The organism is Streptomyces eurythermus (assembly GCF_014649115.1).
In the GTDB taxonomy this organism is placed as follows: domain Bacteria; phylum Actinomycetota; class Actinomycetes; order Streptomycetales; family Streptomycetaceae; genus Streptomyces; species Streptomyces eurythermus.
The window spans coordinates 269,011-289,350 of record NZ_BMSK01000014.1; the positions used below are offsets into that span (position 1 = coordinate 269,011).

The 20,340-nt window shown below is 74.2% G+C and carries 6 protein-coding genes; 4 read left to right on the forward strand and 2 right to left on the reverse strand.

The features are described 5' to 3' along the window. Positions 1-12: 12 nt before the first annotated feature. Positions 13-1,038, reverse strand: coding sequence for a ketoacyl-ACP synthase III family protein (locus IE251_RS26690; protein WP_189755552.1), 1,026 nt, complete (start codon positions 1,036-1,038; stop codon positions 13-15). Between the two features lie 245 nt (positions 1,039-1,283). Between IE251_RS26690 and IE251_RS26695 the strand changes: the two genes are divergently transcribed. Next, positions 1,284-1,985 (forward strand): SDR family NAD(P)-dependent oxidoreductase, encoded by a 702-nt coding sequence (locus IE251_RS26695; RefSeq protein ID WP_189755553.1) that lies wholly within the window; start codon positions 1,284-1,286, stop codon positions 1,983-1,985. Positions 1,986-2,057: 72 nt separating this feature from the next. Here the strand turns inward: IE251_RS26695 and IE251_RS26700 are convergent, their stop codons facing one another. After that, positions 2,058-2,639: a TetR/AcrR family transcriptional regulator gene (locus IE251_RS26700; RefSeq protein ID WP_189755554.1), complete on the reverse strand. Its 582-nt coding sequence runs from the start codon at positions 2,637-2,639 to the stop codon at positions 2,058-2,060. 110 nt (positions 2,640-2,749) lie between these two features. Between IE251_RS26700 and IE251_RS26705 the strand changes: the two genes are divergently transcribed. The 3 genes from IE251_RS26705 to IE251_RS26735 all read left to right on the forward strand — a co-directional run. Then, positions 2,750-3,733 carry a quinone oxidoreductase family protein gene (locus IE251_RS26705; RefSeq protein ID WP_189755555.1) on the forward strand — a complete coding sequence of 328 codons (984 nt, stop codon included), beginning with the start codon at positions 2,750-2,752 and terminating at the stop codon, positions 3,731-3,733. 289 nt (positions 3,734-4,022) lie between these two features. After that, positions 4,023-18,314 (forward strand): type I polyketide synthase, encoded by a 14,292-nt coding sequence (locus IE251_RS26730; protein ID WP_229896942.1) that lies wholly within the window; start codon positions 4,023-4,025, stop codon positions 18,312-18,314. Between the two features lie 74 nt (positions 18,315-18,388). Further along, positions 18,389-20,340: type I polyketide synthase (locus IE251_RS26735; RefSeq protein WP_229896943.1), on the forward strand; the 1,952-nt coding region annotated here is incomplete at its 3' end.

The following is a 20,340-nucleotide window of genomic DNA, read 5'->3' on the forward strand; positions in this document are numbered from 1 at the left end:
ACCGGCCGGGCGCTACGCCCGGGCCGGGAGGTCGTCCAGGATCTGCACGATCGCGCAGGAGAAGGCCATGCCGACGCCCGTGCCCAGAAGCATGACGTGGTCGCCGGGGCGGACCTCGCGCCCGGTGAGCAGGTGATGCAGCGCGGCGACCTGGTCGCTGGCGCCGGTGTGGCCGAGGCGGCGGCCGAACTCCCAGGTGCCCAGGGCCAGTTCCCCGTCGAAGGGTTCCAGGATGTGTTCGACGATGCTGCGGCTTCCCGCCGACTGGTGGGCGACCCGGGTGATGTCCCGGGGCTTCAGCCCGGCCTCGTCCAGGGCGCGGTGGATGAGCTCGCTCTCGGCCCGGCCGATCGCCTTGGCCATCTCGCTCTGATCGCCCTGGAGGGCCAGGATCCGCTCGGGCAGGACGACCTGGTGCCCGATCGTGGGCCCCGCCGGGTGGAGGGGCTCCCCGCCGCGGTTGATCTCCTCCAGTTCGGGCAGCGAGGAGGAGCAGACGTTCACCAGCCGGGCGAAGCCCTGCCGGCGGGAGAGGACGAGTGCCGTGGCGGCGTCCCCGAACAGGGCCCACTGGGTGCCCCGCCAGCGGGCGATCAGCGGGTGGGTCCAGTTGTCCGCGGAGGTGATCAGGGCGGCGGGGCGGTCCGGGGCGGCGGCGAGGAAGCAGCCGGCCAGTTCCAGGGAGGCCACCATGCCGGCGCATCCCTGGCGGATCTCGACGGAGGGCGCGGAGCCGCCGATGGTGTGCCGCTGCACGTAGTGCGAGGAGGACCAGATGTCGGGGCCCTGGTAGGTGCAGGTGGCGTGCATCAGGACGGCGAAGTCGGAGGCGGGGTGACGGGACATCTCCAGCGCCTCCCGCCCGGCCTGGACCGCCATGTCGGGCGCGGCGACGTCTCCGGCGAGGGCGACCGAGAGCCAGTCCGTCCCCGCCACGTCCTCCGCTTCGCAGAGCCCCCGCTCGACCGCCTCGTCAAGGGTGACGCGGTCCGGAATGCAGGCGGCGATGCCGTCCAGATAGAGGTCGTCGAATATCACGGAAACCTTCTCTCAGGGGTTTGTGGGCGCGAATTGCGGAAATGGGGGGAAGGCCGCGGGCGTCGACCCGTCGAGGGTGGGCGGGACGACAGCGTAATCGGGCGCGCGGACGGCGGGCCCCCCTAAAGAACCCCTGTTCCGGCCGTTCCGGTGGTTGTGACCCGGTCGGGCGGGTCAGAATCGATGCCTACCGTGCGCGACGGAAATGGCCGGTGGGATACCACGGCAGAATCCCGGGAGTGTCAGTGGAAGAATCCGCAGTCGTCATCATCGGGGCGAGCAGCGGCTTCGGCGCCGCGCTGGCCGAGGACCTCGCGGCCGCCGGGCGGACGGTGGTCGCGGGCGCCCGCAGTGCCCGGGAGTCCGGCGGCGGAGTGCTCTACCGGCAGGTCGACGTGGCCGACGAGCGGAGCGTCGCGGACTTCTTCGGGTACGCGGCGAGCGTGTCGCCGGCGCCGTACGGCCTGGTCTACAGCGCGGGCGACGCGTCGGCGGTGGGGTACGGCTGGGAGGTCGGGCCGGACGAGCTGGCCCGGGTCTTCGACGCGACCTTCTTCGGGTTCGTCCGCTGCCTGCGGCACGCCGTGCCGGCGATGCGCGAAGCCGGGCGGGGCAGCGTGCTGGCCCTCGGCTCGCACAGCGCGCGGTTCCCGGTGGAGATGCTCGGCGCCTACGCGTCGGCCAAGGCCGCGCTGGAGCACTATGTGCGCACGCTCGCCAAGGAGCTGACCGGGACGGGCGTGCGGGCCAACGCGCTGGGCATCGTCGCGGAGACGGCGCTGTCCCGGGACTTCCTCGACCGCAAGGCGTCGGCGCTCGGGCGGCAGGAACCATACCCGGCGCTGCCGCAGGTGCGTGACAACCTTCCGCTCGCCCGGTTCCTGCTCTCCGAGGAGTCGCGGCACGTATCCGGCCAGGTGGTGGACGCCTTCCCGCCGGCCTGGTGACGGCTCCGGCCGGGCCGCTCGGGCCGGCCGGCTCAGGCACCGCTCGGCGCCGCCGGACTCGGAGGGTGCGGGTCAGCCGGGCTCGGGCGCGGCGGTGAGGACCGAGGCGGTCAGCGTCAGCACACCGGTGCGCACGGCGTCGATGCTCATGCCGGTGCCGACCAGCAGGTCGACGAAGTCGGCGCGGAGCACGCCCAGGACCGTGTGGGCCAGGAAGTCGGCGTCGGTGTCCGGACGGGCCTCCGCGATGGCCCGGGCGAGCAGGCCCTGCCAGAGCAGGTAGCGCTCCAGGTTGGCGTGCGAGCCGCCGGAGTCGCGTTCCAGCGCCCGCAGCAGTGGGCGGCCGGGGACCACGATGTCGTCGAACAGGCTGGCGACGAAGCCCAGGACCCGCTCGCGCGGGTCCTCCCCGGGGTCGGCCAGCTGGTCCAGGGCCTCCTGCTGCCAGTCCTCCGTGAGCTGCTGGAACAGCGCCCCGATCAGCCCCTCGCGGTTGCCGAAGCGCCGGAAGAGGGTGCCCTTGCCGACGCCCGCCGCCTGGGCGATGTCGTCCATGGACACGTGGTCGACGCCGCTGTCCTGGAACAGTCGCTGAGCGGTGACGAGGATCTTGCGCCGGTTGTGCGCGGCGTCCGCGCGCTCCCTGACGGTCACTTGGGCTCCCTTGACATCGTGCGGTGATCGAGGGCTACGCTATCGCAGCCAAGAGGACCAGCGGTCCGGATATGGTGAGACCAGGCTTGCAGAGGCAAGGAGATGCGCACATGCGTTCTGTTCGGTTCCACGACTACGGGCCGCCGGAGGTCCTCAAGGTCGACGACGTCCCGGACCCGGAGCCGGGCGAGGGCCAGCTGCTGGTCCAGGTGAGCGCGGCGGGCATCAGCTACGCCGAGATCCAGATCCGGGGCGGCGTGATGGAGCAGTTCGCCTGGTTCCCGGACCCGCCGCTGCCGCACGCCCTCGGCTTCGAGGTCGCCGGCACCGTGGTCAAGGTCGGCGAGGGCGTGGGCGACGAGTGGGTCGGCCGGAAGGTGGTCGGTGTCTCCCCGACCGCCGGCGGCTACTCCGAGCTGGCCGTCCTGCCCGTCGCCGTGGCCCAGGCCCTCCCGGAGGGACTCTCCGAGCACGAGGCGCTGGCCCTGTACGGACAGGGCGTCGTGGCGGTCGGCGTCGCCGAGGTCGCCGACATCCAGCCGAAGGATATCGTGCTGGTCGAGGCCGCGGCCGGCGGCGTCGGCAGCCTGCTGGTGCAGCTGGCCAAGAACGCGGGTGCCGAGGTGATCGCCCTGGCGCGCGGCGAGAAGAAGCTGGCTCTCGCCCGCGAGCTCGGCGCGGACCACGCCTTCGACTACACCGAGGCCGACTGGGCGCAGCGCGTTCGCGAGGTCGCCCCGGCCGGCGTCCAGGTCGTCCTCGACTCGGTCGGCGGCGAGGTCTCCCAGGCCGCCTTCGACCTGCTGGCGATGGCCTTCGGCCGGATGGTCGTCTTCGGCACCGCCAGTGGCAAGGTCCCGCAGTTCGACCCGGAACAGGTCTACGTGCGCGGCGTCAGTGTCACCGGCTTCGGCCCGCGCGTCTTCGTCCAGCCCGAGTACGGGTTCCGGCTGCGCAAGACCGCCTTCGAGCTCGCCGCGGCCGGCACCATCAAGCCGGTCCTCGGGCCGGTGTTCCCGCTGGCCGAGGCCGCCGAGGCCCACCGGGCCTTCGAGGAGCGCGTCACCACCGGCAAGGTGATCCTGGTCCCGTAACCCGTCGGGCGGCGCGGTGGCCGCCGGAGAAACACACCGCGATCCTGCGGAGCGAATGCGCCCGGTCCTTTCCAGGACCGGGCGCATTCGTTTTCCCAGTCCTGCGGACAATCCCGGGAATGGCGGAATCTGCGCCCCCTGGCGAAATGCGGACCCCTTCCGGTAGGGGTTCTTCGGGGGCGCGGTAGGGACCGTACGGGGCAGCCGCCGGTACGGCCACTTGTCTAGCATCGAAATCTGATCGTCCTTGCGCGGCCATTGTCCCGAACAAATCGACGATGGGAGAGCCATGACCGGCTCCGTTGGTGATTTCGAAGCAACGGACGGCGCGATCGCCGTCATCGGACTGTCCTGCCGTTTCCCCGGCGCGGACGGCGTCGAGGAGTTCTGGAACCTGCTGCGCACCGGTACCGACGCCGTCACCGAGGCGCCCGCCGACCGGGCGGGGACGGCGGCCGGCCGTGCCCGGGGCGGCTACCTCGACCAGGTCGACCGGTTCGACGCCGCGTTCTTCGGGATGACCGCGCAGGAGGCCGACGCGACCGACCCGCAGCAGCGGCTCGTCCTCGAAGTCGGCTGGGAGGCACTGGAGAACGCCGGTGTCCGCCCGTCGCAGACCGGCCGGCTCGGCGTCTTCGTCGGAGCGATCTGGGACGAGTACGGCGAGTTGAGCCGCCGGACCGGCCCCGACGGCTACAACCGGCACACCGCCGTCGGGGTCCACCGCAGCCTCATCGCCAACCGGCTCTCCCACTTCCTCGGCGCGGGCGGCCCCAGCCTGGTCGTGGACACCGGCCAGTCCTCCTCCCTGGTCGCCGTCCACCTGGCCTGCGAGAGCCTGCGGCGCGGCGAGTCCGAACTCGCCGTCGCGGCCGGCGTCAACCTGCTGCTCGGCCCCGAGAACGAGGAACTGCTCGCCGCCTGGGGCGGACTGTCGCCCGACGGGATCTGCCGCACCTTCGACGCCCGGGCCAACGGCTTCGTCCGCGGCGAGGGCGCCGCCGCCGTCCTGCTGAAGCCGCTGGCCGCGGCGCTCGCCGACGGCGACACCGTACTGGCGACCATCCTCGGCGGGGCGGTCAACCACGGCGGCGAGGACAACCCGACCACCCCCAGTGCCGCCGCCCAGCAGGCCGTGCTCGCCGCCGCCCACCGGGCCGCCGGCATCGGCCCCGCCGACCTCCAGTACGTCGAACTGCACGGCACCGGCACCCCCGTCGGCGACCCCGTCGAGGCCGCCGCGCTCGGTGCCGGACTCGCCGGCCGCTCGGCGGACGAACCCCCGCTCGTGGTCGGCTCGGTGAAGACCAACATCGGCCACCTCGAAGGGGCCGCCGGGATCGCCGGTCTGGTCAAGACGGTCCTCGCGCTGCGCCACCGCGAGATCCCGGCCACCCTGCACCACGAACTGCCCAACCCACGGATCCCGCTCGCGGACCTGCGGCTGGACGTGGCGACCGAGCTGCGCGCCTGGCCCCGCCCCGACCGGACCCTGGTGGCCGGCGTCAGCTCCTTCGGGATGGGCGGCACCAACTGCCACCTGGTGCTGGCCGAAGGGCACACCCCGGTCGAGCCGCCCGGCCCCACCGCGGCGATGCCCGCCGTGCCCTGGGTTCTGAGCGGCCACACCCCGGCCGCGCTGCGCGCCCAGGCGCAGCGGCTCGGCGCACTGACCGGAGCGGACCCGGTGGACATCGGCCACTCGCTGGTCACCACCCGCGCCGCCCACGCCTACCGCACGGTCGTCGTCGGCACGGACGCCGACGAGCTGTTCGCCGCCCTGCGCGACGTGGCCGCGTCCGGAACGCCCGCCGAACAGCGGCCGCGGCTCGGCCTGGTCTTCACCGGCCAGGGCGCGCAGCGCGTCGCGATGGGGCGCGAACTGCGCGCCGCGTACCCGGAGTTCGCGCGCGCCTTCACGGAGGTCTGCCGCCACCTGGACCCGCTGCTCGGCGGCTCGCTCGCCGAGACGATCGACTCGGGTGAGGGGCTCGACCGGACCGGCCGGACCCAGCCCGCCCTGTTCGCCGTCGAGGTCGCCCTGGCCCGGCTGCTGGAGTCCTGGGGCATCCGCCCCGACGTGGTGATCGGCCACTCCGTCGGCGAGGTCGCGGCCGCCCACCTGGCCGGCGCACTCGAACTGCCCGACGCCTGCGCGCTGGTGGCGGCCCGCGCCGGCCTGATGCAGGCGTTGCCGGCGGACGACGCGGCGATGGCCGCCGTCGAGGCCTCGGAGGACGAGGTCCGCACCATGCTCGGCGAGCGTGCCCCGTCCGCCGGTCTCGCCGACGTCGCCGCCGTCAACGGTCCGACCTCGGTGGTGCTCTCCGGCGACGCCACGGTCGTCACGGAGATCGCCGAAGAGCTGCGCACCCGCGGTCGGCGGGTGAAGCGGCTCACCGTCAGCCACGCCTTCCACTCGCCGCAGATGGACCCGATGTTGCCGGAGTTCCGGCGGATCGTGGCGGAACTGCCGTTCCACCCGCCGCGCGTGCCGATGGTCTCCACCGTCACCGGCCTGCCGCTCACCGCGGAGGAGATCGCCTCGCCGGACTACTGGGTGCGCAACGTGCGCCGGCCGGTCCGGTTCGCGGACGCGGTCCGCGCCGCCGACGCGACCGTCCTCCTGGAGGTCGGCCCCGACGCCGCTCTGACCGGCGCGATCGCCGACACCCGGCTCGACGTGCCGGCGGTGGCCACGCTCCGGGCCGGACGCGCCGAGCCCGTCCAGCTGCTGACCGCTCTCGGCCGGCTCTACGCGCACGGCGTCGAGGTCGACTGGCCGCGGCTGTTCGAGGGCACCGGTGCCCGCCGGATCCCGCTGCCCACATACGCGTTCCAGCGTGAGCGGCACTGGCTCGGCGTCCCGCGCGCCGACGGACCCGCGCACGAGCCCAGCCGCGCCGACGCGCTCCGGCGGCAGCTGGCCGAACTGCCCGACCCCGAGGCGGCCGTCACCGAACTGGTGAACCGGACCCTCGCCCGGCTCCTCGACACCGACGTCGCGCAGCTCGACGCCGACAGCACCTTCCGTGACCTCGGCCTCACCTCGGTGACCGCGGTCGAACTGCGCGACGCGCTCGTCACCCGGACCGGGATCCCGCTGCGCGCGGGCCTCGTCTTCGACCACCCGACACCGCGCCGACTCGCCGAGCACCTGTACCGCTCGCTCGGAATGGCGGAGGCATCCGGGGAGGCAGGTGCGAAGGCTCCGGCAGCAGCGGTTCACGGGACGGCGGTTCAGGGGGCGTCGGACGACGACCCGATCGCGATCGTCGGCATCGGCTGCCGGTTCCCCGGCGGGGCCGGATCACCGGAGGAACTGTGGGACCTGATCGCGGACGAGCGCGACGCCGTCTCCGCCTTCCCGACCGACCGGGGATGGGCACCCGGCCCGGTCCGGCACGGCGGGTTCCTGCCCACCGCCGCCTGGTTCGACGCGGACTTCTTCGGCATCTCGCCGCGCGAGGCGCTCGGCATGGACCCGCAGCAGCGGCTGCTGCTCGAGACCACCTGGGAGGCCTTCGAGCACGCGGGCATCGACCCGCAGTCGCTGCGCGGCAGCCGGACCGGCGTCTACGTCGGCGCCACCGCCGAGGAGTACGGCCCGCGCCGGCACGCGGCACCCGACAGCCTCAACGGCTTCCTGCTGACCGGCGGTTCGCCGAGCGTGATGTCCGGCCGGATCGCGTACGCCTTCGGGTTCACCGGCCCGGCGCTGACGGTGGACACGGCGTGCTCGTCCTCATTGGTGGCCCTGCACCTGGCGGCGCAGGCGCTGCGCAACGGGGAGTGCTCGCTGGGCGTCGTGGGCGGGGTGACGGTGATGTCCTCGCCCGGGATGTTCGTGGAGTTCTCCCGCCAGGGCGGGCTGGCGCCGGACGGGCGGTGCAAGCCGTTCTCGGCCGACGCGGACGGGACGGGCTGGTCCGAGGGTGTCGGTGTGCTGCTCGTGGAGCGTCTTTCGGATGCCCGGCGCCATGGGCATCAGGTGCTCGCGGTGGTGCGCGGCAGTGCGGTCAATCAGGACGGTGCGAGCAATGGGTTGACGGCGCCGAACGGTCCGTCGCAGGAGCGGGTGATTAGGGCGGCGTTGGCGTCGGCGGGTCTGGCTGCGCACGAGGTCGACGCGGTGGAGGCGCACGGCACGGGGACCAGGCTCGGGGACCCGATCGAGGCGGAAGCCCTGCTGGCGACATACGGAGCTGACCGCTCGACCGGTCCGCTCTACCTCGGCTCGGTGAAGTCGAACATCGGGCACACCCAGGCGGCCGCCGGTGTGGCGGGCGTGATCAAGATGGTGATGGCGATGCGGCATGGTGTGCTGCCGCGGTCGTTGCATCTGGGTGAGCCGACCTCGCATGTGGACTGGGACGCGGGGGCGGTGGAGTTGCTCTCGCAGGCCCGGGAGTGGTCTGTGGGGGAGCGGCCGAGGCGGGCGGGTGTGTCGTCGTTCGGGATCAGCGGGACGAACGCGCATGTGATCGTGGAGGAGGGCGATCCCGCTCCAGTAACTGAGCTTGCTGGTGGCCGGGTGGGGATGCCGGTGGTGCCGTGGGTGGTGTCGGCGCGGTCGGAGGAGGCGTTGCGGGCACGGCTGGACCAGGCGGCGTCGTTCACCGGTGATCCGGAGGACGTGGGCTGGTCGCTGGTCACGTCCCGGTCGGTGTTCGCGCACCGGGCGGTACTGCTCGGCGCGGACCGGGAAGAACTCATCTCCGCTGCGCCGGTGGTGGCGAGTGGGTCTGCTCGTGGTGTGGGGTTGCTGTTCGCGGGTCAGGGTGGTCAGCGGGTGGGGATGGGCCGGGAGTTGTACGAGGCGTTCCCGGTGTTCCGTGCTGCCTTCGACGAGGTGTGTGCGCAGCTTGGTGTGCCGGTGGAGCAGGCCGTGGTCTCGGGTGAGGGTTTGGGTCGTACGGGGTTGGCGCAGCCGGCGTTGTTCGCGTTGCAGGTGGCGCAGTTCCGTCTGTTGTCGTCGTGGGGTGTGAGCCCGGGTGTTGTGGTGGGGCATTCGGTGGGTGAGATCGCGGCGGCTCATGTGGCGGGTGTGCTGGATCTGGTGGATGCGTGCCGGCTGGTGCGTGCCCGCGCGGGGCTGATGGATGCCCTGCCCGCAGGCGGGGTGATGGTCGCCGTGGAGGCGGCGGAGGACGAGGTCGTGCCGCTGCTGACGGCCGGTGTGGGCATCGCGGCTGTCAACTCGCCGACATCGCTGGTCGTTTCCGGCCTCGAAGCCGAAGTGCTGGCCGTAGTCGAGGGGTTGCCGGGGCGGCGCACGAAGCGGCTGGAGGTGAGTCATGCGTTCCACTCGCCGTTGATGGAGCCGATGCTGGAGGACTTCCGCACCGTCGTGGAGGGTCTGACGTTCCACGCTCCGCAGCTCGCGGCGGTGTCGTCGGTCACCGGCCGCCCGGTCGAGGAGGAGTGGTCGCAGCCGCGGTACTGGGTCGAGCATGTCATCCGCACAGTGCGCTTTGCCGACGCGGTCAGTGTTGCCGATGCGGGTGCCTGGATCGAACTGGGCCCGGATGGTGTCCTGTCGGGGCTGGCGGAGAACGCGGTGCCGGTGTTGCGTAAGGATCGTGGTGAGTACCGGCAGGCCGTGACCGCGCTGGCGCATGGCTTCGTCCACGGCGTGGAGGTGGACTGGCCCGCTCTGTTCGCCCCCTATGAGCCCCGGCGCGTTGCCCTGCCGACTTACCCGTTCCAGCGTGAGCGTTACTGGCTGGAGCCGGTCTCCGCTGGTGATGTCTCTTCGGCGGGTCTGTCCGAGGCGGGGCACCCATTGCTCGCTGCTGCTGTCGAACTTCCGGACGGGGGGCTGGTGTTGACCGGCCGGATCGCCCTGTCCACCCACCCCTGGCTCGCCGACCATGTCGTCCCCGGCGGTCTGTTGCTGCCCGGTGCCGCGTTCGTGGAGCTGGTGGTCGCCGCCGGTGACCGGGCGGGGGCGCCCAGGGTCGAGGACCTGGCGGTGACCTCGCCACTGGTCCTGTCCGAGCACGGTGTGGCAGTGGTGCGGGTGACGGTCTCGGCCGCCGACGCCGCCGGGCGCCGGGACGTCGCCGTCGACTCGCGCACCGGCGGCGGCAGCAGCACCGTCGAGGACGCCTGGACACGGAACGCCAGCGGTGTGCTCGGCCGCGCCTCCGCGACGCCGTCCGAGGCCCCGGACGCCCCCGGCGCGGCTGCCGCCGCGTGGCCCCCGCACGGCGCCGTCGAGATCGACGCGACGGACGTCTACGGCCGCCTCGCCGAGCACGGTTACGCCTACGGCCCGGCCTTCCGCGGCCTGCGCCGCCTCTGGCAGGCCGGCGAGGAGATCTGCGCCGAGGTCGAGCTCCCGGTGCGCCGCACGGACGACCCGTTCGTCGTCCACCCCGCGCTGCTCGACGCGGCGCTGCACCCCTGGCTGCCGGGCGCGGTGCGCCAGGACGGGCCGGGCGTACTGCCGTTCGCCTGGCAGGGCGTGGAGGTCCACGCGACCGGCGCCGACCGGCTGCGGGTGCGGATCACCCCGATCGGCCCGGACCTGGTCGCCCTGCGGCTCGCCGACACCGAGGGCCGTCCGGTGGTCACCGTCGAGGCGCTGACCTGGCGTGCGGCGAGCGCTGTCGCCGACCCCGCCGCCGACCACCTCTTCCACATCGACTGGGTGCCCGTCGAGGCCCCCCTGGCGGATCCGGGGGAGTGGGCCGCGCTGCCCTGGGACGGCGATCCGGCGGAGCTGACCGGCCCGGTCCGTCCGCTCACCGTGGTGGCGGTGCCCGCCGGCGGCGCCGACGTCGTCGCCGCGACCCACGAGCTGACCGGGAACGCACTGCGCCTGGTGCAGGGCTGGCTGGCCGACGAGCGGTTCGCCGACGCCTGCCTGGTCTTCCTGCTCGACGAGGGCGACGTGACGGCGGCCGGGGTGCGCGGGCTGCTGAGGTCGGCGGCCACCGAGCACCCGGGCCGGTTCCGGATCGTCGCCGTGGACGGCCCACCCGACCCGGCCGTGGTGCCGGACTCGGCGGAGCCGGAGCTCGCGCTGCGCGACGGCGCCGTGCTCGCCCCGCGGCTGGCCCGGCTCGCGCCCGCGCCCGACGCGCCGGAGCAGGCCTTCGGCCCGGAGGGGACGGTGCTGCTCACCGGCGGCACCGGTGAGCTGGGCGCCGCCCTCGCCCGGCACCTGGTGCGGGTCCACGGCGTGCGGCGGCTGCTGGTGCTCAGCCGCAGCGGCCCCGCCGCGCCGTCGGCGGCCCTGCTGCGGACGGAGCTGGCCGAGGCAGGGGCCGAGGCCACCGTCGTGGCCTGCGACGCCGCCGACCGCGAGGCGCTGGCGGAGGTCCTGGCCGACCTGCCGCCCGAGCACCCGCTCACCGCCGTCGTACACGCCGCCGGTGTGCTGGACGACGGCACCGTGACCGCCCTGACCGGGGAACGGCTCGACGCGGTGCTGCGGCCCAAGGTCGACGCCGCCTGGGCGCTGCACGAGGCGACCCGGGAACTGGCGCTGACCGCCTTCGTGCTCTACTCGTCGATCTCGGCCCAGATCGGTGCCGCGGGGCAGGCCAACTACGCGGCCGCCAACGCCTTCCTGGACGCCCTGGCCGTGCGACGGACCCGGGAGGGCCTGCCGGCCACCTCGCTCGCCTGGGGCCTGTGGGCGCCCGCCGGCGGCATGGCCGAGTCCCTGAGCGGCGCCGACTTCGCCCGGATGGCCCGTACCGGCGTGCTGCCGTTGCCGCACGACACCGGGGTGGGCCTGTTCGACCTGGCGGTGCGCCAGGACCGGGCGCTGGTCGTACCGATGCGCTTCGACGCGGCCGCCGTACCGGCCGGCGAGGTACCGCCACTGCTGCGCGGACTGGTGCGGACCGGAGCCCCGGGACGGCGGACCGCCGCCGGCGGCCCGGCGTCCACCGCGGCCCTGCCCGCCACCCTGTCGGCCGCGGACCGGGAGGCCGCGCTGGTCAGGCTGGTCCGGGACGTCACGGCCGGCGTGCTCGGCCACGCCGACCCCGAAGCGCTCGACGTGGAACGCACCTTCCAGAGCCTCGGCCTCGACTCGCTGACCGCCGTCGAACTGCGCAACGGACTGTCCACCGCGATCGGTACGAAGCTGCCGACCACCCTGGTCTTCGACTACCCGACGCCCCGGCAGGTGGCCGACCACCTGCTGGCCCGGCTGGGCGGGGAGCGCACGGACGCCGCCGCGTCGGCACCGACGGCACCGGTCCGGCCGGACGAGCCGATCGCCATCGTCGGCATGGCCTGCCGCTACCCGGGCGAGGTGGACTCCCCGGAGGAGCTGTGGCGGATGGTGGTCGAGGGCCGCGACGTGATCTCCGGCTTCCCGGAGGACCGCGGCTGGCCCGCCGACCTCCACGACCCGGACCCCGACCGGACCGGACACACCTACACCACCGGCGGCGGATTCCTGCACGGAGCCGCCGAGTTCGACGCCGGCTTCTTCGGGATCTCGCCGCGCGAGGCGCTGGGCATGGACCCGCAGCAGCGGCTCCTGCTGGAGACCGCGTGGGAGTCGCTGGAGCGCGCCGGGATCGACCCGGCCGCGCTGCGCGGCAGCCGCACCGGCGTCTTCGCCGGGCAGATGTACCACGACTACGCGCCGAGCGTGGACCGGATGCCCGAGGACCTGGAGGGCATCCTGCTGACCGGCAACACCGGCAGCGTGCTCTCCGGGCGGCTGTCCTACACCTTCGGCCTGACCGGGCCGGCGATCACCGTCGACACCGCCTGCTCCTCCTCGCTGGTGGCGGTGCACCTGGCCACCCAGGCGCTACGGGCGGGGGAGTGCTCGCTGGCGCTGGCCGGTGGCGTCACCGTGATGTCGACGCCCGGCACCTTCGTGGAGTTCGCCCGCCAGCGCGGCCTGGCACCCGACGGGCGGTGCAAGCCGTTCTCGGCCGGGGCGGACGGCACCGGCTGGTCCGAGGGCGTCGGGGTGCTCGTCCTGGAACGGCTGTCGGACGCCCGGCGCAACGGCCACCGGGTGCTGGCGGTGGTGCGCGGCAGCGCCGTCAACCAGGACGGTGCCTCGAACGGCCTGACCGCACCCAACGGTCCGTCCCAGCAGCGGGTGATCCGCCAGGCGCTGGCCAACGCCGGCCTCGCCACCCGGGACGTGGACGTGGTCGAGGCGCACGGCACCGGCACCAGGCTCGGCGACCCGATCGAGGCCGAGGCCCTCCTCGCCACCTACGGGCAGGACCGCCCGGCCGACCGGCCGCTGTACCTCGGCTCGGTGAAGTCCAACCTCGGCCACACCCAGGCCGCCGCCGGCGTCGCCGGGGTGATCAAGATGGTCATGGCGCTGCGCGACGGAGTACTGCCCCGGAGCCTGCACGCCGACCGGCCGTCCCCGCACGTGGACTGGACCTCGGGAGCGGTCGAGCTGCTCGCCGACAGCCGTCCGTGGCACGAGGACGGCATCCGGCGGGCCGCCGTCTCGGCCTTCGGTATCAGCGGCACCAACGCCCACGTGATCATCGAGCAGGCCCCGGACGGGGAACCGGCCGGGGCAACCGAGGCGGCCGACCGTACGCCGCCGGCCGTGGTGCCCTGGGTGCTCTCCGCCCGCAGCGCCGCCGCCCTTCGCGAACAGGCCGCCCGGCTCGCCGAGTGGCCGGCGGACGAGCCGGCCCGGGTCGGCAGCTCGCTGCTCGGCACCCGTTCGCTCTTCGAACACCGCGCGGTCGTGATCGGCGGGACGCCCGACGAGCTGCGGGCCCGGCTACGGGCCCTGGCCGCCGGGGAGCCGGACCGCCTGGCGGTGGCCGGCGAGCGCGGCGACCAGCCCGGTGACGTGGTCTTCGTCTTCCCCGGCCAGGGCTCCCAGTGGCTCGGCATGGCCGCCGAACTGCTCGACACCGCACCGGTGTTCGCCGAGTCCATGCGCGCCTGCGACCGGGTCATCGGCGAACTCACCGGCTGGTCGGTGCTGGACGCCGTGGCCGGGAACGAGGACGCGCCGTCCCTGGAGCGGGTCGACGTGGTGCAGCCCGCGCTGTTCGCGGTGATGGTCTCGCTGGCGGCGCTGTGGCGCTCCCTGGGCGTGACCCCGGCCGCCGTGCTGGGGCACTCCCAGGGCGAGATCGCGGCCGCGCACGTGGCCGGCGGGCTCTCCCTCGCGGACGCCGCGCGGATCGTCGTCCTGCGCAGCCGGGCGCTGACCGGACTGGCGGGCACCGGCGGCATGCTGTCGGTCCCGCTGCCCGCCGACGAGGTGGCGGAGGCCCTGGACGGCTGGGACGGCCGGCTCTCGGTGGCGGCGGTGAACGGTCCGCGGGCCACCGTGGTCTCCGGCTGGAGCGAGGAGCTGGACGGCTTCGAGGCCGAACTGGTCGCCGCCGGTGTCGAGGTGCGCCGCATCCCCGTGGACTACGCCTCGCACTCCGCCCAGGTCGAACCGCTCCGCGAACGGCTGCTGGCCGAGCTGCGCGACCTCACCCCCGTCTCCGGCGACGTGCCGATGTGGTCCACCGTGGCCGGACGGCCGCACGACACCGCCGCGATGGACGCCGAGTACTGGTACGAGAACCTGCGCCGCACCGTGCGCCTCGACGACGTGGTCGGCGAGCTGCTGGCGACGGGACACGGCGTCTTCGTCGAGTGCAGCCCGCACCCGGTGCTCACCGTCGGCATCCGCGACCGGGCCGAGCACGCCGACCGGGCCGGCGTCGTGGTGACCGGCTCGCTGCGCCGCCGACGCGGCGGGCTCGACCAGTTCCTCACCTCCGCCGCCGAACTCTTCGTCCACGGCGTCCCGGTGGACTGGACCCGCTGCTTCGAGGGCGCCGGGGGCCCCGCGGTCGAGCTGCCGACCTACCCGTTCCAGCGGGAACGGTACTGGCTCGACCCGGCCGGCCCCGACACCGACGTCTCGGCCGCCGGCCTGGCCGGCACCGGCCACCCGCTGATCGGGGCCGCCGTCGACCTGCCGGACGGCTCACTGGTGCTGACCGGCCGCCTGTCCCGGACCACCGTGCCCTGGCTGGCCGACCACACCGTCTTCGACCGCGTCCTGCTGCCCGGCACCGCCTTCGCCGAGCTGCTCACCACGATCGGCGACCGGGCCGGCGCGCCCTGCCTGGAGGAGGTGACCATCACCGCGCCACTGGTCGTCCCGGAACACGGCGGTGTGCTGGTCCGGGCCGTGGTCTCGCCGGCCGACGAGGAGGGCCGCCGCCAGGTCACCGTCCACTCCCGCCCGGAGACCGACGCCGCCGCCCCGCCGTGGAGCGACCACGTCGAGGCCGTGCTCGGCGCGGCCGGCGGTGCCCCGGTCGAGCTGCGCGCCTGGCCGCCGGCCGGCGCCGTGGAGGTCGACCTCGACGGAGCGTACGAGCGGCTCGCCGCCGACGGCTTCCGGTACGGGCCGAGCTTCCAGGGCCTGACCCGGCTGTGGCGGCACGGCGCCGAGCTCTACGCGGAGGCCGGGCTGGACGCGGCGGACGCCGACGGCCACCTGGTGCACCCGGGGCTCTTCGACAGCGGCCTGCACCCCCTGCTGCTCGCCGAGGACCGCGAGGGCGGGCTGCCGTTCGCCTGGCGCGGCGTGCGCGTACACGCCTCCGGGGCCACCCGGATCCGGGTGCGGCTCAGCCCGGCCGGGCCCGACGCGGTCGCCGTGGCGGTCGCCGACGGCACCGGCGCCCCGGTGCTCACGGTCGACTCCCTGGTGCTGCGGCCCGCCGCCCGGGAGGCGCTGGCCGCCGCCGCGGGCGGCCCCGACGCGCTGCACCTCGTGGAGCTGGTCCCGCTGCGGCCCGGTCCGGAGGAGCCGCAGGCGGGCGACTGGGCCGTCCTCGGCGACCTGCCCGCCTGGTGGCCCGCGGAGCTGGAGCCGCCCGTGACCCACCCCGACCCGGCCGCCGTGGCCGCGGCCGACCACCGCCCGGCCGTCGTGCTGGCCCCGGTGGCCGTACCCGACGGCCCGGACCCGGCCGACCGCGCCCGCCGGACCGTGCACCGCACCCTGGAGCTGCTCCGGGACTGGCTCGCCGACGAGCGGCTGGAGGCGACGGAGCTGGTGGTGGTGACCGCCGACGCTCTCGCCGCCGACCTGGCCCAGTCGGGCGTCTGGGGCCTGCTGGCGAGCGCGCAGACGGAGAACCCCGGCCGGTTCCGGCTGATCGACCTGGACGGCGAGGCCGCCGCCCGGCTGCTGCCGGCCGCGCTGGCCTCCGGTGAACCGCAGCTGGTGCTGCGCGGTGCCGAGCTGTTCGTGCCCCGGCTCGTCCCGGCCGCGAGCAGGCCCGCTCTGCCCGTCCCGGACGCACCCGCCTGGCGGCTGGAGATCCCCGAGGCCGGCACCCTGGACAGCCTGACGCTGGTGCCCGGCGACGCCGCCGACCGCCCGCTGGAGGCCGGTCAGGTACGCGTCGCGGTGCGCGCCGGCGGGCTGAACTTCCGGGACGTGCTGATGACCCTCGGCATGTACCCGGGGCAGATCGTCCTCGGCAGCGAGGGCGCCGGCATCGTCACCGAAGTCGGCCCCGGCGTCACCGAGTTCGCTCCCGGGGACCGCGTGCTGGGAATGTTCTTCCATGCCTTCGGCCCGGTGGCCGTCGCCGACCGGCGCATGATCGCCCCGATGCCCGAGGGCTGGACCTTCGCCGAAGCCGCGTCCGTCCCGGTGGTCCACCTGACCGCCTACTACGGGCTGGTCGACCTCGCCGGGCTCAAGGCCGGCGAGAGGGTGCTGATCCACGCGGCCACCGGCGGCGTCGGCATGGCCGCCGTCCAACTCGCCCGCCACCTGGGCGCGGAGGTCTACGGCACCACCAGCCCGGCCAAGCAGGCGGTGCTCCGCGACCTCGGCCTCGACGAGGCCCACCGCGCCTCCTCCCGCTCCCTCGACTTCGAGGAGCGGATCCGCACCGCCACCGACGGACGCGGTGTGGACGTGGTGCTCAACTCGCTGGCCCGCGAGTACGTCGACGCCTCGCTGCGGCTCACCGTGCCGGGCGGCCGCTTCGTCGAGATGGGCAAGACCGACATCCGCGCCGCCGACGACGTGGCGCGCGACCACGCCGGAGTCGCCTACCGGGCGTACGACCTGGTCGACGCCGGGCCGGAACGGATCGGACAGATGCTGCGCGAGGTCCTGGAACTGTTCCGGACCGGTGCGCTCACCCTCTCCCCGGTCCGGGCCTGGGACGTGCGCCGCGCCAAGGACGCCTTCCGGCACCTGCGCGAGGCCCGGCACGTCGGCAAGAACGTGCTGACCATGACCCCCGCGCTCGACCCCGAGGGTACCGTCCTGATCACCGGCGCCACCGGCCTGCTCGGCACCCTGCTCGCCCGGCACCTCGTTCACCACCACGGCATGCGGCACCTGCTCCTGGTCAGCCGCAGCGGCTCGGCGGCGCCGGGGGCCGGCGAACTGGTCGCCGAACTCACCGCGGCCGGGGCGCGGGTCACCGTGGCCGGCGCCGACATCGCCGACCGCGCGGCCCTGGCCGGCGTACTGGACGGCATCCCGGCCGCGCACCCGCTCACCGCCGTCGTCCACGCGGCCGGCGTCCTCGACGACGGCGTGCTCACCGCGCTCACCGCCGAACAGGTCGACCGGGTGCTGCGCCCGAAGATCGACGCGGCCTGGCACCTGCACGAGCTCACCCGCGACCTCGACCTGGCCGCGTTCGTCCTCTACTCCTCCGTCGCCGGCGTCAACGGCGCGCCGGGACAGGCCAACTACGCCGCCGCCAACACCTTCCTCGACGCGCTCAGCCGTCACCGCGCGGCACGGGGACAGGCCGCCACCTCACTGGCCTGGGGCCTGTGGGAGCAGGCCAGCGGGATGACCGGACACCTCGCCGAGGCGGACCGGGCCCGGATGGCCCGCAGCGGGCTGGTGCCGATGGGCTCGGCGGAGGGGCTCGCCCTGTTCGACGCCGCGCTGTCCACCGGCGAACCCGTCGTGGTTCCCGCCCGGCTCGACACCCGCGCGCTGCGCGCCGAACCCGCGGCCGTCCCCGCACCGCTGCGGGACCTGGTGCGCACCACGGTGGTCCGCCGCGCCGCGGCCACCGGCGACGGCGGAGCGGAGTCCCTGGTCGCCCGGCTCTCCCGGCTCTCGGCCACGGAACGGCGGAGCACCCTGCTCGACCTGGTCACCGCGCAGGTCGCCGCGGTGCTCGGCCACACCGACCCGGCCGTGGTGCGCGATGCCCGCGCCTTCAAGGAACTCGGCATGGACTCGCTCACCGCCGTCGAACTGCGCAACCGGCTGGCCGCCCTGAGCGGGCTGCGGATCCCGGCGACCATGGTCTTCGACCACCCGAGCCCCGCACTGGTCGCCGACCACCTCCTCGACAGGCTCGATCTGCCGGACCCCGAGGAGGAGCCCGTCCTGGCCGGCCTGCGGGCGGTCGGCGACCACCTGCCGGACCTCCTCGGCGACGAGACAGCACGGCAGCGGATCGCCGACCGGCTGCGCGAACTGCTCGACGCCGTGGCGGCGCCCACGGCGGCCGGCCCGGATCCCGTGGCGGACGGGGAGCCCGACCCCGATCTCGACACGGCCACCGACGACGAGCTGTTCGCGCTGGTCGACCGGGAGCGGCCGTAGCCCCGACGACCCGCACGGCCCGCCGCTGTTCCCTCGCACCGCCGAACCTGACCACACCAGGGGAGTGACCTCGCGTGTCCGACGAATCCAAGCTCCGCGAATACCTCAAGCGTTCGATCGCCGACGCGCGCGACGTGCGGCGGCAACTCGACGAGGCGCAGCGCAAGGCGAACGAACCCATCGCCATCGTCGGCATGGCCTGCCGCTTCCCCGGCGGGGTCGCCTCGCCCGACGACCTGTGGCGGATCGTCGCCGACGGCGTCGACGCCATCGGCGGACTGCCGACCGACCGCGGCTGGGACCTCGACCGGCTGTACGACCCGGACCCGGAGGCCGTCGGCCACAGCTACACCCGGGAGGGCGGATTCGTCCACGGCGCGGGCCAGTTCGATCCGGGCTTCTTCGGCATCTCGCCACGCGAGGCGCTGTCGATGGACCCGCAGCAGCGGTTGCTGCTCGAGACCGCCTGGGAGGCCTTCGAGCACGCGGGCATCGACCCGGCCCCGCTGCACGGCAGCCGCACCGGCGTCTTCGTCGGCTCCAGCAGCCACGAGTACGGCCCCACCATCGAGGAGACCCCCGCCGAGGTCGAAGGCCTGGTGCTCACCGGCGGCGCACCCAGCGTGCTGTCCGGCCGGGTCTCCTACACCTTCGGGTTCACCGGGCCGGCGCTGACGGTGGACACGGCGTGCTCGTCCTCGCTGGTTGCCCTGCACCTCGCGGCGCAGGCGCTGCGCAAGGACGAGTGCCCCCTTGCCCTGGCGGCCGGGGTCACCATCATGGCCACCCCCCGCACCTTCGTGGAGTTCTCGCGGCAGCGGGTGGGGTCGCCGGACGGGCGGTGCAAGTCGTTCTCGGCCGATGCGGACGGTGCGGGGTGGTCGGAGGGTGCGGGTGTTCTGGTGCTGGAGCGTCTTTCGGATGCCCGGCGTCATGGGCATCAGGTGCTCGCGGTGGTGCGGGGCAGTGCGGTCAATCAGGACGGTGCGAGCAATGGGTTGACGGCGCCGAACGGTCCGTCGCAGGAGCGGGTGATCCGTGCGGCGTTGGCGTCGGCGGGGCTGGCTGCGCACGAGGTCGACGCGGTGGAGGCGCACGGGACGGGGACCAGGCTGGGGGATCCGATCGAGGCGCAGGCGCTGCTGGCGACGTACGGGCAGGGTCGGCCGGCTGAGCGGCCGTTGTGGCTGGGCTCGATCAAGTCGAACATCGGGCACACCCAGCACGCGGCGGGGATGGCGGGTGTCATCAAGATGGTGATGGCGATGCGGCATGGTGTGCTGCCGCGGTCGTTGCATCTGGATGAGCCGACCTCGCATGTGGACTGGGACGCGGGGGCGGTGGAGTTGCTTTCGCAGGCCCGGGAGTGGTCTGTGGGGGAGCGGCCTCGGCGGGCGGGTGTGTCGTCGTTCGGGATCAGCGGGACGAACGCGCATGTGATCGTGGAGGAGGGTGATCCCGCTCCGGTAACTGAGGTTGTTGGTGGCCGGGTGGGGATGCCGGTGGTGCCGTGGGTGGTGTCGGCGCGGTCGGAGGAGGCGTTGCGGGCGCGGCTGGAGCAGGCGGCGTCGCTCGTTGGTGATCCGGTGGATGTGGGCTGGTCGCTGGTGACATCGCGGTCGGTGTTCGCGCATCGGGCGGTGCTGATCGGCGGGGACCGGGAGGAACTCGTCTCCGCTGTGCCGGTGGTGGCGAGTGGGTCTGCTCGTGGTGTGGGGTTGTTGTTCGCGGGTCAGGGTGGTCAGCGGGTGGGGATGGGCCGGGAGTTGTATGAGGCGTTCCCGGTGTTCCGTGCTGCCTTCGACGAGGTGTGTGCCGGGCTGGGTGTGCCGGTGGAGGAGGCGGTTGTTTCGGGTGAGGGTTTGGGTCGTACGGGGTTGGCGCAGCCGGCGTTGTTCGCGTTGCAGGTGGCGCAGTTCCGACTGTTGTCGTCGTGGGGTGTGAGTCCGGGTGTTGTGGTGGGGCATTCGGTGGGTGAGATCGCGGCGGCTCATGTGGCGGGTGTGCTGGATCTGGTGGATGCGTG